The 16,560-nt window shown below is 46.2% G+C and carries 15 protein-coding genes and 1 pseudogene; 13 read left to right on the plus strand and 3 right to left on the minus strand.

Going from position 1 to position 16,560, the window contains the following annotated elements; all coding sequences use genetic code 11:
• The first annotated feature begins 176 nt into the window (after nucleotides 1-176).
• The 13 genes and pseudogenes from GU3_RS09670 to GU3_RS09710 all read left to right on the plus strand — a co-directional run bounded on the left by GU3_RS09670 (nucleotide 177) and on the right by GU3_RS09710 (nucleotide 11,906).
• Entirely contained in the window at nucleotides 177-1,364 is a 1,188-nt protein-coding gene (locus tag GU3_RS09670) for a site-specific integrase (RefSeq protein ID WP_014292347.1), read from the plus strand.
• 245 nt (nucleotides 1,365-1,609) lie between these two features.
• Nucleotides 1,610-3,367, plus strand: coding sequence for a retron Ec67 family RNA-directed DNA polymerase/endonuclease (locus GU3_RS09675; RefSeq protein ID WP_041543099.1), 1,758 nt, complete (start codon nucleotides 1,610-1,612; stop codon nucleotides 3,365-3,367).
• A 462-nt stretch (nucleotides 3,368-3,829) separates the two neighbouring features.
• On the plus strand, nucleotides 3,830-4,075 hold the full coding sequence (locus GU3_RS16740; RefSeq protein ID WP_014292349.1) for an AlpA family transcriptional regulator: 246 nt from the start codon (nucleotides 3,830-3,832) through the stop codon (nucleotides 4,073-4,075).
• A complete protein-coding gene (locus tag GU3_RS17410; RefSeq protein WP_256380367.1) occupies nucleotides 4,065-4,286 on the plus strand; it encodes an AAA family ATPase in 222 nt (73 codons plus the stop codon). The genes GU3_RS16740 and GU3_RS17410 overlap by 11 nt, the downstream gene beginning before the upstream one ends.
• Nucleotides 4,287-4,290: 4 nt before the next feature.
• Entirely contained in the window at nucleotides 4,291-4,911 is a 621-nt protein-coding gene (locus tag GU3_RS16750; RefSeq protein ID WP_083829455.1) for a helicase RepA family protein, read from the plus strand.
• Nucleotides 4,901-5,803, plus strand: a complete 903-nt coding sequence (gene repC / locus GU3_RS16755) for a replication protein C, IncQ-type (protein WP_014292351.1) — start codon at nucleotides 4,901-4,903, stop codon at nucleotides 5,801-5,803. The genes GU3_RS16750 and repC overlap by 11 nt, the downstream gene beginning before the upstream one ends.
• A gap of 835 nt (nucleotides 5,804-6,638) precedes the next feature.
• On the plus strand, nucleotides 6,639-7,013 hold the full coding sequence (traJ, locus tag GU3_RS09685; RefSeq protein WP_014292352.1) for a conjugal transfer transcriptional regulator TraJ: 375 nt from the start codon (nucleotides 6,639-6,641) through the stop codon (nucleotides 7,011-7,013).
• Nucleotides 7,010-8,788 carry a TraI/MobA(P) family conjugative relaxase gene (gene traI / locus GU3_RS09690; protein WP_014292353.1) on the plus strand — a complete coding sequence of 593 codons (1,779 nt, stop codon included), beginning with the start codon at nucleotides 7,010-7,012 and terminating at the stop codon, nucleotides 8,786-8,788. The genes traJ and traI overlap by 4 nt, the downstream gene beginning before the upstream one ends.
• 253 nt (nucleotides 8,789-9,041) lie before the next feature.
• Nucleotides 9,042-9,821, plus strand: a complete 780-nt coding sequence (trbJ, locus tag GU3_RS09695; protein ID WP_041543101.1) for a P-type conjugative transfer protein TrbJ — start codon at nucleotides 9,042-9,044, stop codon at nucleotides 9,819-9,821.
• A 2-nt stretch (nucleotides 9,822-9,823) separates the two neighbouring features.
• Complete coding sequence (locus GU3_RS09700; protein WP_014292355.1) at nucleotides 9,824-10,006, plus strand: hypothetical protein; 183 nt, start codon at nucleotides 9,824-9,826, stop codon at nucleotides 10,004-10,006.
• Between the two features lies 1 nt (nucleotide 10,007).
• Nucleotides 10,008-10,994: pseudogene (gene trbL / locus GU3_RS17465) on the plus strand (P-type conjugative transfer protein TrbL); the annotation flags it as partial.
• Nucleotides 10,995-11,402: 408 nt separating this feature from the next.
• Nucleotides 11,403-11,627 carry a conjugal transfer protein TrbL gene (locus tag GU3_RS17470; protein ID WP_371245760.1) on the plus strand — a complete coding sequence of 75 codons (225 nt, stop codon included), beginning with the start codon at nucleotides 11,403-11,405 and terminating at the stop codon, nucleotides 11,625-11,627.
• Between the two features lie 12 nt (nucleotides 11,628-11,639).
• Entirely contained in the window at nucleotides 11,640-11,906 is a 267-nt protein-coding gene (locus tag GU3_RS09710) for a hypothetical protein (protein WP_014292357.1), read from the plus strand.
• 233 nt (nucleotides 11,907-12,139) lie between these two features.
• Here GU3_RS09710 and GU3_RS16760 read toward each other — a convergent pair whose 3' ends face one another.
• The 3 genes from GU3_RS16760 to GU3_RS09715 all read right to left on the minus strand — a co-directional run bounded on the left by GU3_RS16760 (nucleotide 12,140) and on the right by GU3_RS09715 (nucleotide 16,529).
• Nucleotides 12,140-14,623 carry a S8 family peptidase gene (locus GU3_RS16760; RefSeq protein WP_014292358.1) on the minus strand — a complete coding sequence of 828 codons (2,484 nt, stop codon included), beginning with the start codon at nucleotides 14,621-14,623 and terminating at the stop codon, nucleotides 12,140-12,142.
• A 19-nt stretch (nucleotides 14,624-14,642) separates the two neighbouring features.
• Nucleotides 14,643-15,626, minus strand: a complete 984-nt coding sequence (locus GU3_RS16765) for an AAA family ATPase (protein ID WP_014292359.1) — start codon at nucleotides 15,624-15,626, stop codon at nucleotides 14,643-14,645.
• Nucleotides 15,627-16,244: 618 nt separating this feature from the next.
• Entirely contained in the window at nucleotides 16,245-16,529 is a 285-nt protein-coding gene (locus GU3_RS09715) for a HigA family addiction module antitoxin (RefSeq protein ID WP_014292360.1), read from the minus strand.
• Nucleotides 16,530-16,560: the final 31 nt, after the last annotated feature.

Genomic DNA, 16,560 nt, shown 5'->3' on the forward strand with positions numbered 1-16,560 from the left:
GGTATCGAACTTGGTATTATCAGTGAGCGATGCCATAAGTGAGAGCCAATACCATGCTGCCTTACCTTATGACCACATGGTATCAAATTTCCATAAAGCACTGTTTTTAAAGAAATAAAGAGCAGATTTTTAAGGCTTTTGCAGCATGGTATCAACATCGACTAAGGACCAGACTCATGCTGACCGATACCAAGCTGCGCCACCTCAAGCCCAGAGACAAACTTTACAAGGTGAACGACCGGGATGGCCTCTATGTGGCTGTTACGCCGGCTGGCACCGTCTCGTTCCGTTACAACTACTCCATTCATGGCCGTCAGGAGACAATCACCTTTGGCCGCTATGGGGTAGGGGGCATTACTCTGGCGGAAGCCCGGGAGCAGCTGCATGAAGCCAAGCGCATGGTGGCCGATGGCAAATCACCGGCCAAGGAGAAAGCCCGGAAAAAGGCCCGAGTGAAAGATGCGGAAACCTTTGGTGCCTGGGCGGAGAAATGGCTGAGAGGCTACCAGATGGCGGACTCCACCCGTGATATGCGCCGCTCTGTGTATGCCAGAGAGCTGGAGAAGAAGTTCGGTAATCAGAAGCTCACCGAGATCACCCATGAAGATCTGCGGGCACTGACCGACGCCATAGTAGAGCGGGGCGCACCGGCCACCGCCGTTCACACCCGTGACATTGTGCTCCAGGTATACCGCTGGGCCATTGAGCGAGGGCAGAAGATAGAAAACCCGGCCGAGTCGGTAAGGCCTTCCAGCATTGCCAGGTTTGAACCGCGAGACCGCACCCTGTCACCGGAAGAAATCAAACTTATGTACCAGTACATTGAGCGTATTGGTACATCACCGTCCATTCGGGCAGCGGTAAAGCTGTTGCTGCTGACTATGGTACGCAAAAGCGAGCTGACCAATGCCACCTGGAGTGAAATTAACTTCAGCGAAGCGCTGTGGACCATCCCCAAAGAGCGGATGAAACGGCGTAACCCCCATTTAGTGTTCCTGTCTCGCCAGGCCCTGGACATTCTCATTGCCCTGAAGACCTTCTCGGGTGGCTCAGACTACATACTGCCGTCCCGCTACGACTCTGACTTACCCATGAGCAGCGCCACCCTGAACCGGGTGCTGGATCTGACCTATAAGCTGGCTCAGAAAGAAGGGCAGTCTCTTGCCAAATTTGGCCCCCACGATCTGCGCCGTACCGCCAGCACCCTATTGCATGAAGCCGGCTACAATACCGACTGGATAGAGAAATGCCTGGCCCACGAGCAAAAGGGCGTAAGGGCCGTATACAACAAAGCAGAGTACCGTGAGCAACGTGCAGCCATGCTGCAGGACTGGGCAGATATGATAGGTGAGTGGGTAAACTAATTATGTGAGCTGAAGAGTACTTTAAATAGTATAAAAGTATAAGGCACTGTTTATATTGTAGTTTTGATGATGTAATATATATCTCGGCTCACATGCAGATTTGTTGGTTGCGCTTCGCAACCTGTGACAACATGGTCCGATGGACTCGCCTTCTTGGATATCGCCTAGTCTTGCTGGAAATACTGCTAGCGGCGCGTAGGAGTGCATGTGGGCCAATCTTTCCTTAAATTAAAACCTTTCTTCACATGATCCGAAAAAGACGTTACCTACTTTTGAAGCGAGCAACTACAAAGCCTGAGCTTGCTGATTTAATGAATATCGATCCTTCTTTTTTAACAAGAGTTCTGTATGTAGAGAAAACTAAAAGTCATTATACAGAATTTAAAATTGATAAAAAAAGTGGTGGTTTTCGTACTATATTTGCACCAAGTGCTGAATTAAAAGATATACAGCGATCTTTATCTGATTTGTTGCTTGACTGTAAAGATGTAATTCAGTTCGAGAAGGGGGTCAAGTTTACCTTGTCACATGGATTTGAAAGAGAGAAATCCATTATCACTAATGCCAGTGTACATAGGAATAAGAAGAATGTTCTTAATTTAGATCTTGAGGATTTTTTTGGAAGCATCAATTTTGGAAGAGTTAGAGGTTATTTTATATCCAATAACAATTTTAATCTTGACCCTCATATAGCAACTGTAATAGCACAAATAGCCTGTCATAATAATTCCCTTCCACAAGGTAGTCCCTGCTCTCCTGTAATATCCAACTTAATTGCACAAAGTTTAGATATTAAACTTTCGAAGATTGCTAGAAAAAACGGCTGTTCATACACTAGATATGCTGATGATATAACATTCTCCACAAGGAAAGAAAAGTTTAGCAAGAGCATTGTGAAAGATGTGGAAAATGTGAAAGTTGGCTCGGTAGTATTAAAAGAAATTAAAAGATCCGGCTTTTCAGTTAATGATAAAAAAACAAGAGTTCTATTTAAAGACTCAAGGCAAGAGGCTACTGGTTTAGTTATTAATAAGAAAGTTAGTGTTAAGAGGGAGTACTGGCGAGAAACTCGTGCAATGGCGCATAGTTTATTTAAGAAAGATTTTTTTGAAATTCAAGAGGGAAACTCTAATGCTCGAAAAGGTACTTTATCTGAATTAGAAGGTAGGTTAAATTTCATAGATTCAATCGATCATTATAACAATATCCATGAAGAGAAAAAGCCAGCTCATAAGTATGAGTTAAAAAAACATAGTGGATTGTATGACTATAAAAACAAACTTAACTCTAGAGAAAAAGTGTATAGTAAATTTTTATATTACAAATATTTTATAAGTAGTGAGTTTTCAACGATTCTTACCGAAGGTAAAACAGATAATGTTTATTTAAAATTGGCACTAAGTAGCATGAGGAACCTTTATCCAAAACTAGTAGAGGTAGATAAAGAAACTAAGCTATACCGCCCTCTGTTAAAGTTTCCAAATCTCAATAGTAAAACAAGGTACTTTTTAGATTTAGATGGCGGAGCATCTCATTTTACTCGTTTTGTTCAGAGGTATGTTAAAGAGTGTGAGTATTATGGTGAGCGGAAGCCAAAGTCACCAGTTATAATGATTTTAGATAATGATGATGGCCCTAAGAGTCTTCTTAATCATTTGGCTAATCATGTGAAGTCTTGCCCTAATAATATTGATAGTATAAGGGGGAGTAAACATCTACGTCTTTTCAAGAATCTCTATCTTATTTTGACGCCTTTAGGTGAATACTCAAAAGAGTCAATGATGGAAGATTTATTTGAACCGACTCTTCTGGATACGAAGCTGGATGGTAAGGCATTCTCAAGGAATGACAAATTCGATAGTGATAAATATTACGGGAAGCACGTTTTTTCAACTAAGGTTGTAGCAAAAAATAAAGCCCAAGTTAACTTTGATGGTTTTAAGTATATATTCGATCGCATATTGGAAGTCAATAAACACTATGCTTCCCTAGATAAAGTTTAGTGCTCTAGGCTTTGATTTCTTCTTTGGTCGGTTGATTGCGGTGATTTTTGTTGTGGTGGGAACCTAACCCCGCGCGGCCCGTGTAGGGCTGAAGAGCTGCTTCATTTTAGCCGCTAAAATTATGTCAGATTTTTTTAGCGAGCTCCTGTCGGTAAAGCATGCAGCTTGGCGTGCCGAACCTTGCTTTGTTGTGCCAGTTAGTACGATTTCTGTTTATTTTTAATATGTTAATTTTTATTTTTTAAGAAACTTTAGCGGCTAAAATAATGTGGTGTTTTCTTTTTTATTGCTCGGCTTTGTTTTTAATTAGGAATGTTTAGCTTAACTTTTAATGCCTTTTAATTTTTTGTTTTCGATATATCGAAATTGATTTTAAAGGTGGAAAATTAATTTTATTTTTTATTTAAAAAATTATTTTTGTTGTTAGTATTAAAGTCTCTTCTGGTCTTGGGAGGCAATTACATGCAGACAATGGCACATAAAACACTTATAAACAGGAAAGTTCTTCTGGAGATGATTCCGCTTTCAGCTCGGACAATTTACAACATGGAGCAGCGGGGTGAATTTCCTCGCCGTATTGCGCTAACCAGCAGAAATGTTGCCTGGGATCTGGCAGAGGTTGAGAAGTGGATTGAAGAACGAAAGTCATCTGGCATTCAGGCTATGCGACCCGGTTATTTTATGGGAGGTCCGCGCTATGGCTCTTGATCTCATGTCCGCCTTTACTGAAACACCACCACAGATTGATTATGTCTTGCCTAACATGATTGCCGGTACTGTGGGCGCTCTGATTGCACCAGGAGGAGCAGGGAAGTCGATATTGGCTCTACAGCTTGCCACACAGATTGCGGGAGGCCCTGATTTACTTGGGTTAGGTAAGTTTCAAAGTTATCTATCTGCCTACCGAAGATCCAACTGAGGCAATTCACCATCGAGTACATGCGCTTGGTAAATACCTGACCACCAAGCAGCGAGAAGATGTAGCTAAAGGGCTACTCATTGAACCACTGCTAGGTGAGTGTCCAAACATTATGTGTCCGGATTGGTTTTATCAACTCAGGCAAATGGCTGAAGGCCGTCGTCTGATGATTCTGGACACATTACGGCGTTTTCATATTGAAGATGAGAATGCCAGTGGTCCCATGACTCAAGTAATCGGCCGTATGGAAGCCATTGCAGCTGACACAGGCTGCTCAGTCTTATTTCTGCATCACACCAGCAAAAATTCAGATGCGAGTGGAACTGGTGACCAACAACACGCAGGTCGTGGTTCATCAGTTCTGGTCAATAACGCTCGGTGGCAGTCTTTCTTATCCCGAATGACTCATGCTGATGCCAAGAAGTTAGGAATTGATGATGAACAGCGTGGCTTCTTTGTGAGTTTTGGCATGAGCAAAGAAAACTATGGCCCGCCAGTTGCTGAGCGCTGGTTGCAGCGGCATGAGGGTGGAGTGTTAAAGCGTGTCGAGCTGAAGTCGCGATTTATCAGTAGCGGTAAGGGAAGACTTCAAAGGTTGAAGAACGAGGTTCGCAATGAGCTTTGAACTTACTCATGCTCGGCATGATCCTGCTCACTGCTTGGCTCCTGGTCTATTCCGTAGCCTCCCGCGTAGAGCTAGAGAACGAAAGCGGCTCAAACTAGATGTGACTTATAGCTATGGCGACGATTTGATTCGCTTCTGGGGGCCTGAACCACTGGGTGTGGATGATCTTCGTATATTGCAAGGTCTTGTGGCTATGGCTGCAATTTCAGGTGAGGGTGGACGAGGGATAATGCTGAAAAAAGAAACAGAATCCGAGGTGGGTAAGCAATTACGTGATTTGCTTGATCTTAAGTGGAACGCTATCGAGAAGGACGCTTTGGTTGTAAAGGGTAGTCTCCGTCAGTTAGCACGAGAGGTTGGCTACGCTAAAGATGGTGGGACTCAGAGAAGATCTATACGCGCTAGTATAGAGCGTCTCTGGGCCGTATCTGTCATTGTTGAGCGTCATGGTCAACGTCAAGGTTTTCGTATCTTGTCCGATTACGCGAGTAATGACCAAGAAGATAAATTATTTGTCAGCCTGAATCCTCGATTGGCTGAGGCTGTAATGAGAGGACGTTCATATACCCGCCTCGATATGACAGAGGTTCGGGCGCTTCGGTCTGACCCAGCACGATTGATACATCAGCGATTATCGGGCTGGATTGATGCCGGTAAATCTGGACGTGTGGCATTGGACACCCTCTGTAGCTATGTCTGGCCGGACGAGACAATCAATCCCAACACAATGAAGACGCGCCGTCAGACGGTTCGAAAAGTGTTCACAGAACTGGTTGCTGTAGGATGGATGGTCAATGAATATGCGAAGGGAAAATGGGAGATCAGACGACCAAGTGCTAAGACTAATTGGGCCGGCATAACACCACCTAGACCCCGGCATAACACCACCTAAACCCCGGCATAACACCACCCGTTTCAATCCGTCAGACCTAGGTGGGATAACGGTTTTAAGCCTACTCAGCGAATCGATCTAAGATATTCCAAAGAATATCTACTGTGCGCGGCTTGCCCGCACCATGAGGTACGTTCAAGCCTTGCCAATTAAAACGGCCTGCGGCCGTTGGTTTAACGCCATGAGGGAAAGAGCTCAGACGACGCAATAGTTCTTCTCTCTTGGCGTTCAACCCGACCGAAGGGAGGAAATGATCAAGGTGCTTCGTTCTGTGGTCTCGTGTGCAGGTGCTGAAAGTGTCAATGAAATAGGTTTTGAAGACCATGGGGTTTATTAAGTTATTGAAATTTAAAGTTATATATTTTCTTGTTCTTACTTTGTCCCTATTTTATTGACACTTGAGGGGCGCAAGCTCCGGACTTTATTGACATATGAGGGGCGGTGACAGGAGTAAACAAGGAAACCGGGTGTAAAGCTGTGTATTCCAGTGTGCAGAACACAATAACAGCACTGCAGGAAAACGCTGTGAGATCGCTATTTTACCGTTGTTGGAGCTTTACTGGATCGCTGTCACTGTCGGGTTAACAGTGCATCCAGGCTGCTATGGCAGGAATACACAGCAAAAAACAGAAAAAGACACAGAAAAGCAGAGAGATGCACAGGGCATACACACAAAAACGAATGCTGAGGTGCGGGCAGGATGTGTGAAGTAGTCCCACCATGCAAGCATGGCGGAGTCTCTTCACTGGCCCTTATTCGCACCTGCGGTGCTCAACGTTCATCTTGCCCTGCGGGGCTATAGCGCTTTGCTGGCAACCACAAAGAGGACATCAAGATGGAGGCACAGGAAAACAAAACTACCAGGAAGAGCTGTACCCCGATCAAGGTGTATTGCTTGCCTGAAGAACGAGCGGTGATAGAAGAGAACGCCAGGAGGGCGGGACTGAGTGTGTCAACCTATCTGCGGGAGGTGGGGCAGGGGTATCAGATACAGGGGGTAACCGATGCGGAGCAGGTGCGTGAGCTGGTAAGAGTAAACGGTGATTTGGGTCGCCTGGGTGGGCTGTTAAAACTCTGGCTGATGAATGATGCCAAGGTGGCTGGGTTTGGACCCAATACGATACTGGCGCTTCTGCAGCGTATCGAAACGAACCAGGAACGAATGAGCCACCTCATGGAGTTCATTCTTCGGCCAAGGGCCGAATCATGATTGCGAAACACGTTGCCATGCGCTCACAGGGCAAATCCGATTTTGCCGGGCTGGTGAATTACATCACCGACAAGCAGAGCAAGGAGCATCGGTTGGGCCAGGTTCGGTTGACCAATTGCGAGGCGCAGTCTGTGCGGGATGCCATCAGCGAAGTGCTGGCGACCCAGTTTGCCAACACCAGGGCGAAGAGCGACAAAACCTATCACCTGATTGTCAGCTTTCGGCCCGGTGAACAGGTAGATGCCAAAACTCTGGCCAGCATTGAAGACCGTATTTGTGAAGGGCTGGGCTTTGGTGAGCATCAGCGTATCAGTGCCGTTCACAACGACACTGACAACCTGCATGTTCATATCGCCATCAACAAGATCCATCCAAAGCGCAACACCATTCATGAGCCCTACTACTCACACCGAGCATTGGCTGAGCTTTGTGGCGCAATAGAGCAGGACTACGGGTTGCAACAGGATAACCATATGCCGCACCGGCAGGGTGCTGAGGCCCGGGCAGCAGACATGGAGCGCCATGCTGGCATTGAAAGCCTGATTGGCTGGATAAAGCGCGAGTGTCTGGACGAGCTGAAAACGGCTCAGTCCTGGAGCCAGCTGCATCAGGTGATGAGTGCTAATGGTCTGGAACTTAAAGCACGGGGCAACGGGCTGGTTGTGGCGGCCAGTAATGACGTAACAGTAAAAGCCAGCACCCTGGGGCGGGATTTTTCCAAGCCGAAGCTGGAAGCACGTTTCGGACTGTTTGAACCAGGGCAAATGCAACAAACCAGCCCCCGCCGGACTTACCGTAAAGAGCCGGTGCGACTGCGGATAAATACCACCGAACTTTACGCCAAATACAAGGCTGAACAGGCGACAGCAACGGCTAACAAAACAGCGGCCCTGGAAGCAGCACGGCGGCAGAAAGACCGAAGGATTGGGCACGCCAAGGCCAAAGGCAAAGCGAGGCGGGCAGCCATAAAACTGACCGGCAGCGGCAAGCTGACCAAGAAGTTGCTTTATGCACAAGCCAGCAGTGCCTTGAAAGCCGACATTGACGCCATCCAGAAACAGTACCGGGAAGAGCGCACGGCCATTTATGAAGCCAACGCTCGGTGTACCTGGGCCGACTGGCTCAAGCAGAAGGCCCGGCAAGGTGACACTGAGGCGCTGGCTGCGCTGCGAGCCAGAGAAGCTGCTCAGGGCCTTAAGGGCAATACACTCAAGGGAGAAGGGCAGACCAAGCCCGGGCATACACCGGTGATCGACAACATCACCAAAAAAGGCACCATCATTTATCGGGCTGGCTCCAGCGCTGTACGCGACGACGGCGACCGGCTGCAGGTATCCAGAGATTCCGGCCAGGCAGCTGTGCAGAATGCGCTCAGAATGGCGATGGAGCGCTATGGCAACTGCATTACTGTAAATGGCTCGCCGGAGTTTAAGGCAAGGGTGATCCGTGCGGCTGTGGATGGGCAGTTACCGGTTACGTTTGCTGATCCCGGCCTGGAACAACGCCGTCAGTCGTTGGCCGGGGGCCAGAGCAAAACCGATGGTAAAGCTCGAAGCAGACGCGACGGAGTGCCACCAATCGGCCAGTGTCCGCCATCAATGCGCCGTAACCGGCTGCAAACCTTATCTCAGCTCGATGCATTGAGCTTTGAGAAACGCGCAAGCAGAGCACCCATTCAGCCCAAACCCAGTGAACAGGAACAGCGCAAAGCCAGGTTACGAGCAGAAATGGACGCCAAGAAAGCGAAAAGACAAAAGAAGGGGCGGTCACTGTAGTGCCGTCTTTATTAACCCTCGGGAAGCCTAACCGTTCCCCAGGACAATGACACCGATGTTCAACAACCATGCGGCCGCGCGTTCTAACGGTGTCGCGCAGGTCGGACGCCGGGATAGTAAGTGACGAGCTATCTCAGTAGAGGTCCACATTCACCGCTGATTTTCAGCAGGGGTAGCGTTTGCCATCATTCTGGTAGCTCGCTACAGGTTGGTGAGTGCAACTTAGTCACGACAACACTAAGAGCACTCAATCATGCAAAGAGAACCAATTTTAGCGGCTAAAATGGCTGCGCTCGCTTTTTCAGTCGCCCTGATCACTCCTGTGCCCGTGCAGGCGGGTATTCCCGTGGTGGATAGCACCAACCTGGCGCAGAACACCATGTCAGCGATGGAGGCCGTTGCGCAGACCCTGAAGCAGATTCAGCAATACCAGACCCAGTTGCAGCAGTACGAAAACCAGCTGCAAAACACCATGGCTCCGGCTGCTTACATTTGGGATCAGGCTCAAGCCACCATCAATGACCTGGTTCAGGCAACCAATACTCTTCAGCATTATAAAAATCAGCTTGGCAGCCTGGATGCCTATTTGGGCAAGTTTCAGGATGTGGCCTATTACCGGGGCTCTCCTTGTTTTAATGGCTCTGGCGGTTGCACGCCGAGTGAACAAGCCGCAATGGAAGAAAACCGCCGTTTGGTGTCTGAGTCGCAAAAGAAAGCCAACGACGCACTGTTCAGAGGGCTGGAGCAGCAGCAAGACAACTTGCAGACCGACGCGCGGCAACTCCAGCGTCTGCAATCTGCCGCCCAGGGCGCAGATGGCCAACTGGCCGCCATCGGCTATGCCAATCAGCTTGCCAGCAACCAGGCCAACCAGCTCCTGCAAATCCGCAGCCTGCTGATTGCGCAGCAGAATGCCGTTGGCACTCGAATGCAGGCAGATGCTGACCGCGAAGCTCAATATCAGGCTTCACGCGATAAGCTCTATGAGGGGCTGTCACAGCCAGTCAACCGTTCTCACAGCAAGGAGTACTAAGCATGAAATTCATGATTCAAATGCTGACACTCCTGCTTTCTTTATCCCTCATGGCGGGATGTAGTGAGAAGGAAGAAAACTACGAAAAAACAAACCAACAGCAAGAGCAGTGCGAAAAACAGGACGGGACTATCTACGATAGCCTGAAAGAACCGGTGGATCGCTCTAAGAGCAAGGAGTTCTGATATGAAAACAGTACTCCTTCGCTTTGGGGTAGCACTGCCCTTTGCTTCCATTTCACCAGCCGCCTTTGCCCAAATAGATAAAGGGGGTGTGTTGAATGAAGTTTCGGACCGTTTTTTAACTGAAAGCTCAAATTGGGCGACAACAATTACTGATCATGCGTCCTGGATATTCTGGACACTGGTTGTTATCTCAATGGTCTGGACATTCGGCATGATGGCATTGCGTAAGGCCGACATTGGCGAGTTCTTCGCCGAGTTTACCCGTTTCACCATTACTACCGGGTTCTTTTGGTGGCTGTTGGTCAATGGGCCTGGCTTTGCAATGGACATTATCAACTCGTTGAGAAATATCGCGGCTGAAGCATCCGGTCTGCCAAGGGGGTTGAATCCGTCCACGCCGATAGATATTGCGTTTGACATTATCGCTAAGGCAGCGAGTAGCTATAGCATCACTAGCCCTATGGACAACTTGTCCATCTTCCTGATCACGCTTGCAATATTGGCATGCATGGCCATTGTCGCGGCCAACGTTCTTCTTGCCCTAGTTACGGCATGGATTATTGCTTACGCGGGAATTTTTGTCTTGGGCTTCGGTGGCTCGCGCTGGACCTCTGACATTGCTGTCAACTATTTCCGGAGTGTGGCCGGTATAGCACTCAAAATCATGACAATGACACTACTGGTTGGGATCGCTGTTTCTATTATCGATGGTTATCACTCCGACCTTTCAGAAGGTGCGCCAATGGACGAATTGTTGGTCATTTTCGTTGTGTCCCTTGTCATGGTTATTCTCGTTAACTCCGTACCAAACGTGGTTGCAGGTTTGATCCCTGGCGGTGGTGCTGCTGCGAGCGCTGGTAGTTCATTCAGTGCAGGGGCCTTGATTGGTGGGGCTGTCGGTGCCGGTGCAGCAGTCGCATCGGGTGGTGCTGCGCTTGGAAGCGCTGCAATGTCCGGAGTGACTAATATGGCCGGTGGAGCTAGTGCTGTAAAAGCAGCCTTTCAAAAGGCGCAATCAAGTATGGCCGGTGGAGACATGCCTAGCTTCGGCGGTAGCTCTAGTGATACCGGCGAAAGCTGGGGTGGTAGCACCACTGGCAGCGATAACGCGAGCACGGGTGATACGCCATTTGCCCAAGCAGCAGGTTTTTCCGGGGCGGGCAGTTCCAGCTCTGGCGGTGAGTTTGGTAGGGTAGCTTCTCTAGCAGCCGGAACGGCTGGTGAGCTTGCTAAAGGGGTTGGGGCAAAGATGGCCGGTAGTTTTCAAGACAAGGCTAATCAGACCCCCGGCGGACGCCTAGCATCCTCGATTCGTGAAAGTATGGAGCCGAAGAGTGATAACGATTCTGGTAGCGCTGATCAGGTGAGTGATACCGCATCGTTCGACAGCGATAGTTTGAGCGGTGGCAATGGCGGTTGGGTAAACCAAACAGGCGGCTTTGATGCTCTGTCCCGCGAGGACCAGGACGAGGCCCGCCAATCACACGCTGAGTGGCAAGCACGCGACCCGGAAAAGCACACCTTCGACGTCGGGGACTATGTTTCGTATGCCCAGGAACGCCAGCAGGAACGTAATGAGGAGGTTGCCAGCTTTGTGAACCGCGATCGGCAAGATACGTAAGGAGATAAGACGATGAAAGAACATAATTTCATGGCTGCCCTGGATATGATCGACAAAGACCAAGAACCCCGCACTGAAGTAGATTTTTTGCTGGTTGACGAACCATCGACCGAGGAAGAGAAAGACACCGAAGCGGAGATTGCGGCCTTTGTGAATCGCCCGGACCCTACTGGCCGGGTGGGGGCATCGAGCAGCGCACGCATCAGCAATGACGCAGGGGCTGGAATTGGGAAAACCCCGTTTTCAGAAGCGGCTGGTTTTTCCAATACCGGCCTATAGAAAGCACACGGGCCGGTGATGGTGCACCGGCCCGCATTTCCACATACCACCTGTCAGAGAGGTGATACATGACAACCGCACATACTATCGAAGCACAGCAAGCAATTCATTAGGCAGCGACCGAGCTGGTTGCATTGGAGTTCATCGACTAGGAGACCGCTTGGAAGGTTTTGCACGTCATATAGGCGGTCTCCAATATTAATATGATGATGGTTGGTGCTAATTACTTACATTTAATTTGAAATGGATATTTTGCTTTTTATCTTTGCTTCTATGGCACTATACAAATCTATATCCTCTGCAGGCGTTTCGATAGAAACAATTAAAGAGTAGCGAGATAGTTTTTTATATCTTTCCAGTTTTTTTCGAGTTCGCCACCAACCTGTTGCGGGGTATACTGCTAGCAAGCCACGCTCTGCTAAATCAGCTGCAGTCCCCTCCCAAATATCTTTGTGAATCGAGCCTTTGTTTCGGGATTCACCTAATAACCAGTTGGGGTCTGAAGGGGTTTGAAGTGAACCTTCTTCTTCATCTCTTGCAGCTCTACTTAACCTACTAAGGAAACTCTTCCTAGACTCGGTTGGACGTTTAACATCAAATCTCAACTGGTGACTAGGGTATCTATATTTGCTAGATACATTTCTACTTGATGGATTAGGCTCAATGAAATATGAAAGAGTAACTGTCATCTTTACTGTGGTATCGCCAAGTTGAAGAAGTTGTTCCTTTGGCCAAGGGATGTCATGAATATGCATATCTCTAGTTGACGGCTCTTTCCCTTTCAACTTTTCAAAAGGTTGCAATTCGTCTTCAACTATCATAGCTAACGAGTTACTAGCACTCCATAGTGCTTTCTTGATATTGGGAACTCCATATCCTACACATCTAACTAAGTGCTGTGCTTGCTTACGTTTAGTGTAATTAGTGTAAGAAAACTGGTTTATCATATTGTCAGTCCATTCGGCTGAATGAACAATCAATGCTCTGATAGTCTCCGGTCTAAAATTTGGATAGTTTGCATATAGTTCAGCTGCAAATTTCGATGCTAGTGCAGTAGCCGCACTTGTTGCATTGAAAGTAGAAAATAATCGTGTCTGAATGTCATGATGTGTACTCAGAAGTTGTAGGCTTGAAATTGAGGCTGCTGAGTAGGCATCTATACCCATGTTCCCTCCCTCAAAAACAACTTCGGGTTTTATAGGCATATCTTTAGACCAAGTAGCCGAAGTGGTACTATATGGGCTTAGTCCACCATTTGGTGCAAGAGGTGAAAAACACATTGCATCATTATCAGTGATGTCAACTTTATTAGTGTATGCACCAATAGTTAAAGCATTCCATGACTGGCCTGGATCATGAATATCTTGTAATTCATTGTATTGGGGGTATTCTTTTAACTGACTTAAATCATCTCCAGTATTACCTGCACATACAATGAATAATCTTTGGTAAGAGTTTTCTCCAAGATAGTCCACACATAATGAGTCTAACTCAGAAGACCATGCAGATGGTTTACCTCTATCTCTAGAGTCTTTCGCTGATAATGCCATGGTATAAATGCGTCTTCTGTCGAAGTTTTCGATTTCAGACAAAGAAATACCATCTGCGGTTATTTGTCCTAAATGCTTACCTTCGTTATCACCTGGATAACGTAATAGTTTTATAGACTCTAATTTATGATTGACCTTTATCTCACCAGAGTGTTCTAGAACTGATGCTAAATCTCCCCATATAGCTAAGCCAGCCATTGCTGTACCATGCCCGTTGCTATCTGCTTTATCCCAATTCGAATCTACAGTAAAAGTATCAGCTGTGTCAGCATATGAAGATAAAAGAGGGTGACCTATGTTCACACCTGTATCTAATATAGAAACATATGGGGTTTCTTTATCATGCCTTGGCTTGCTTATTACTCTTCTTTCAAGATCATCAATCCATTGGCGTTGCTCCTTAATACTTAAGGAATCAAAAAACTCTGCTGTAGTTTTAGATTTTCTTATTTCAGATATTTTGCTTAATAAAGCAGATGAGTTTGCTAGGGATTTTATTGATGTTTTTACAAGTAAAATTGTTCTCTCAGGAAACTCGAGAGTGCTATCTGAGACTTTAATTTCATTGATAGCGCATAACTTTTTGAAGTCATCAATTACGGATAATCTATCATCAGCTACAGGCAACCAAATCTCAAACCAGTGTACTTCTTCAACAGAGGATGGAAATAAATCAGGGCTGTCTGTCCAAAGGTTTTCAACTACTGTATTTCTAATTTTGGAAATTGCATTTAAAAGAGAGGCGTGTTTAGGTCCTGAGCTGTTATCTTTTGTTGTGTCTAAGTAATCTGATATCTTTTTTTCTAAACTTTTGAACTTACCTAATGGGACTAATATGTTGGCAATAAAGGTATTTTCTTTTTTTATTACACTTAATAATTCGATGCCTGCACGAACATCTGCTAGCTTTTCAAGGCTCAACTCAATGTCAGGGAAGCTTTCAAATGTTAGCTGTACGCCAAGAGGTGAGTCTAGTTCAATATTTTCCACCTCTTTAGTGAGTTTTATTTCAGCGTTCTTTGCTAAAGATAGCTGTTGAGATAGATTTTCTCCATGAGTGTTTCTATCTCTAATTGGGATTTTTGTTTTTGATACAACCATTCTTGGGTATGTGTATTTTTGTGACTTTCCGATGTTCCCTAAAAATAAGTGTTTTTTATTCTTCATTATCCTTGCTCACTAAATGTTACAAGATGTTTTTTCTCATTTCCTTTCTATCTAATATAGCTTCTTTTACTGAGGCAAATGATATTCGGTCTAAATTGTGAATTAACATCTCTTTGATAGCTTCTTCTGCGGCTCTTGTAATTTCGGCACTGCTTAATTCTGCGGCTACTTGTGCTAGCTTCTTCCATTGAAAGCCTTTTGCCACATATGGCTGAAGTCTATTTTTAAATAAAGTTATTATCTCTTCATCATCTGGTAGCTCATACCTAATTACATCATCGAAGCGTCTAAAAAGAGCGTTATCTAAAATTTCAATATGGTTAGTAGCACAAACTATTAAGCTGTTTGACTCATCTTGTTCTATCATTTGCAGAAAGCTATTTAGAATTCTACGAGCTTCGCCAACATCATTTTGTGCGTTTCGTTGTGAGCCTAAGGCGTCAAACTCATCGAAGAAATAAACCCCCCGAACGTCATTTATTGCATCAAATACTTGCCTTAGTTTTCCAGATGACTCTCCTAAGTATTTTGTAATTAATGCATCAAGCCTTACTTGAAAAAGAGGGTAATCTAACTCTCCAGCTAATATTGACGCCGTAAACGTTTTACCAGTGCCTGGTGGTCCTACTAATAAAACCTTTCTGCGAGGGGACAGTCCATGACTCTTTAGCCTTGTCATAAACTTTTGCTCTCTGATTAATCTCTCTAGCCTAACTTTTAGAGCGTCTTTTGCAATTAAATCACTTAGCTTATTTTTAGGCTGAGATGCGAAAAGTAATCCGCTTGAATCTTGGATGCCTTTTGCAATAGAAATAGGAGCATTTTTTTCTACATTAGATTTTTTTTTGGCTTTTAGAATTATATCGCGGAGCTCTTCGGCTAACTTACCATGACCATTACGCGCTTCATGTGCTGCCATTTGTAAAGCAACAGACATAAAACGGTCCTCATCCTTCTCTAGATGTGACTGTAAAAGTGCTTTTAGTTGCTCAGAACTGGCCATGAGTGCCTTCTATAAATCAATTTATATAGTCAAATACTCTTATTTTCGCATAGTAATCTAAAAATATCCATAGCTTTACTGACTTATGGATAAAGTGTGTGTCTCAGTATGTAGACAAAGTATAGGCGCAAGGTGACGAAGGCTACTGTGGAGGTTGCGCTGCGGTAGCGCTTGCCAGTGCTTACCATAGATAATCAGCTTTCTAGTACCCAGACTGAGCTTACAATCACCATAGCCATAGGAGGGCAGCACCTTTGAATCAAGCTGGCACGTTTTTTGTCGGAGTAACGGCGAGAGATAAAGCATGTGCTATGGTCTGGTCGAGATCCCGCCCCTCAACTTCGGGTTATTGAAATATGTCTTTTGTTACCAAAATGTAGTAGGAGATTAAAGCTCCCCGTCTACGATTAACAGATGCAAGCGATACGATAGCGGTAAAAAGTAAGCAAAAACTTATAAGACTGTGAACACAGTATTTTGCTCGGTATTGAACCAGTCTCATTTTATAACCTGCTGATTTATAATGATAAAATTTCAATGTCAATCATCGGGTGAGACCGGCTATGGCCGAATGAATAAAAAAGCCACTGTAATGCAGGGGCTTTTTGTTGTGTGGTCTCAATCAGCAGGCTGTAGTGTCTTGATCGGTGGTTGCGGGTGCTGCCTGGCTTGGGCTAGATCGTAGTTCATCTGCATGGTGAGCCAGGCACGGGCCGTGCTCACCCCCGCCATTTCCAGACGAAGAGCAAGATCAGGGCTGATCGCCGCTCGGCCGTTCAGTACACGGGACAGAGCTACACGGGACATGCTCAGTCGCTCAGCCGTTTCCTTGACGGACAGGCCCAGCTCAGCAATAACGTCTTCGCGCAGCAATTCGCCAGGGTGTGGAGGGGTCATCATCATGGCTTTCTCCATTGTGGTATTCGACATAGTA

The sequence above is a fragment of the Oceanimonas sp. GK1 genome (genome assembly GCF_000243075.1).
Classification (GTDB): Bacteria; Pseudomonadota; Gammaproteobacteria; order Enterobacterales; family Aeromonadaceae; genus Oceanimonas.

Coding starts and splice junctions, on each gene's coding strand:
- GU3_RS09715 (WP_014292360.1), bottom strand. CDS start 16,529: ATGATGATGACCCCTCCACACCCTGGCGAATTGCTGCGCGAAGACGTT.
- GU3_RS09670 (WP_014292347.1), top strand. CDS start 177: ATGCTGACCGATACCAAGCTGCGCCACCTCAAGCCCAGAGACAAACTT.
- GU3_RS09710 (WP_014292357.1), top strand. CDS start 11,640: ATGAAAGAACATAATTTCATGGCTGCCCTGGATATGATCGACAAAGAC.
- GU3_RS09675 (WP_041543099.1), top strand. CDS start 1,610: ATGATCCGAAAAAGACGTTACCTACTTTTGAAGCGAGCAACTACAAAG.
- GU3_RS16740 (WP_014292349.1), top strand. CDS start 3,830: ATGCAGACAATGGCACATAAAACACTTATAAACAGGAAAGTTCTTCTG.
- traJ (WP_014292352.1), top strand. CDS start 6,639: ATGGAGGCACAGGAAAACAAAACTACCAGGAAGAGCTGTACCCCGATC.
- repC (WP_014292351.1), top strand. CDS start 4,901: ATGAGCTTTGAACTTACTCATGCTCGGCATGATCCTGCTCACTGCTTG.
- GU3_RS09700 (WP_014292355.1), top strand. CDS start 9,824: ATGAAATTCATGATTCAAATGCTGACACTCCTGCTTTCTTTATCCCTC.
- traI (WP_014292353.1), top strand. CDS start 7,010: ATGATTGCGAAACACGTTGCCATGCGCTCACAGGGCAAATCCGATTTT.
- GU3_RS16760 (WP_014292358.1), bottom strand. CDS start 14,623: ATGAAGAATAAAAAACACTTATTTTTAGGGAACATCGGAAAGTCACAA.
- GU3_RS16765 (WP_014292359.1), bottom strand. CDS start 15,626: ATGGCCAGTTCTGAGCAACTAAAAGCACTTTTACAGTCACATCTAGAG.
- trbJ (WP_041543101.1), top strand. CDS start 9,042: ATGCAAAGAGAACCAATTTTAGCGGCTAAAATGGCTGCGCTCGCTTTT.
- GU3_RS17410 (WP_256380367.1), top strand. CDS start 4,065: ATGGCTCTTGATCTCATGTCCGCCTTTACTGAAACACCACCACAGATT.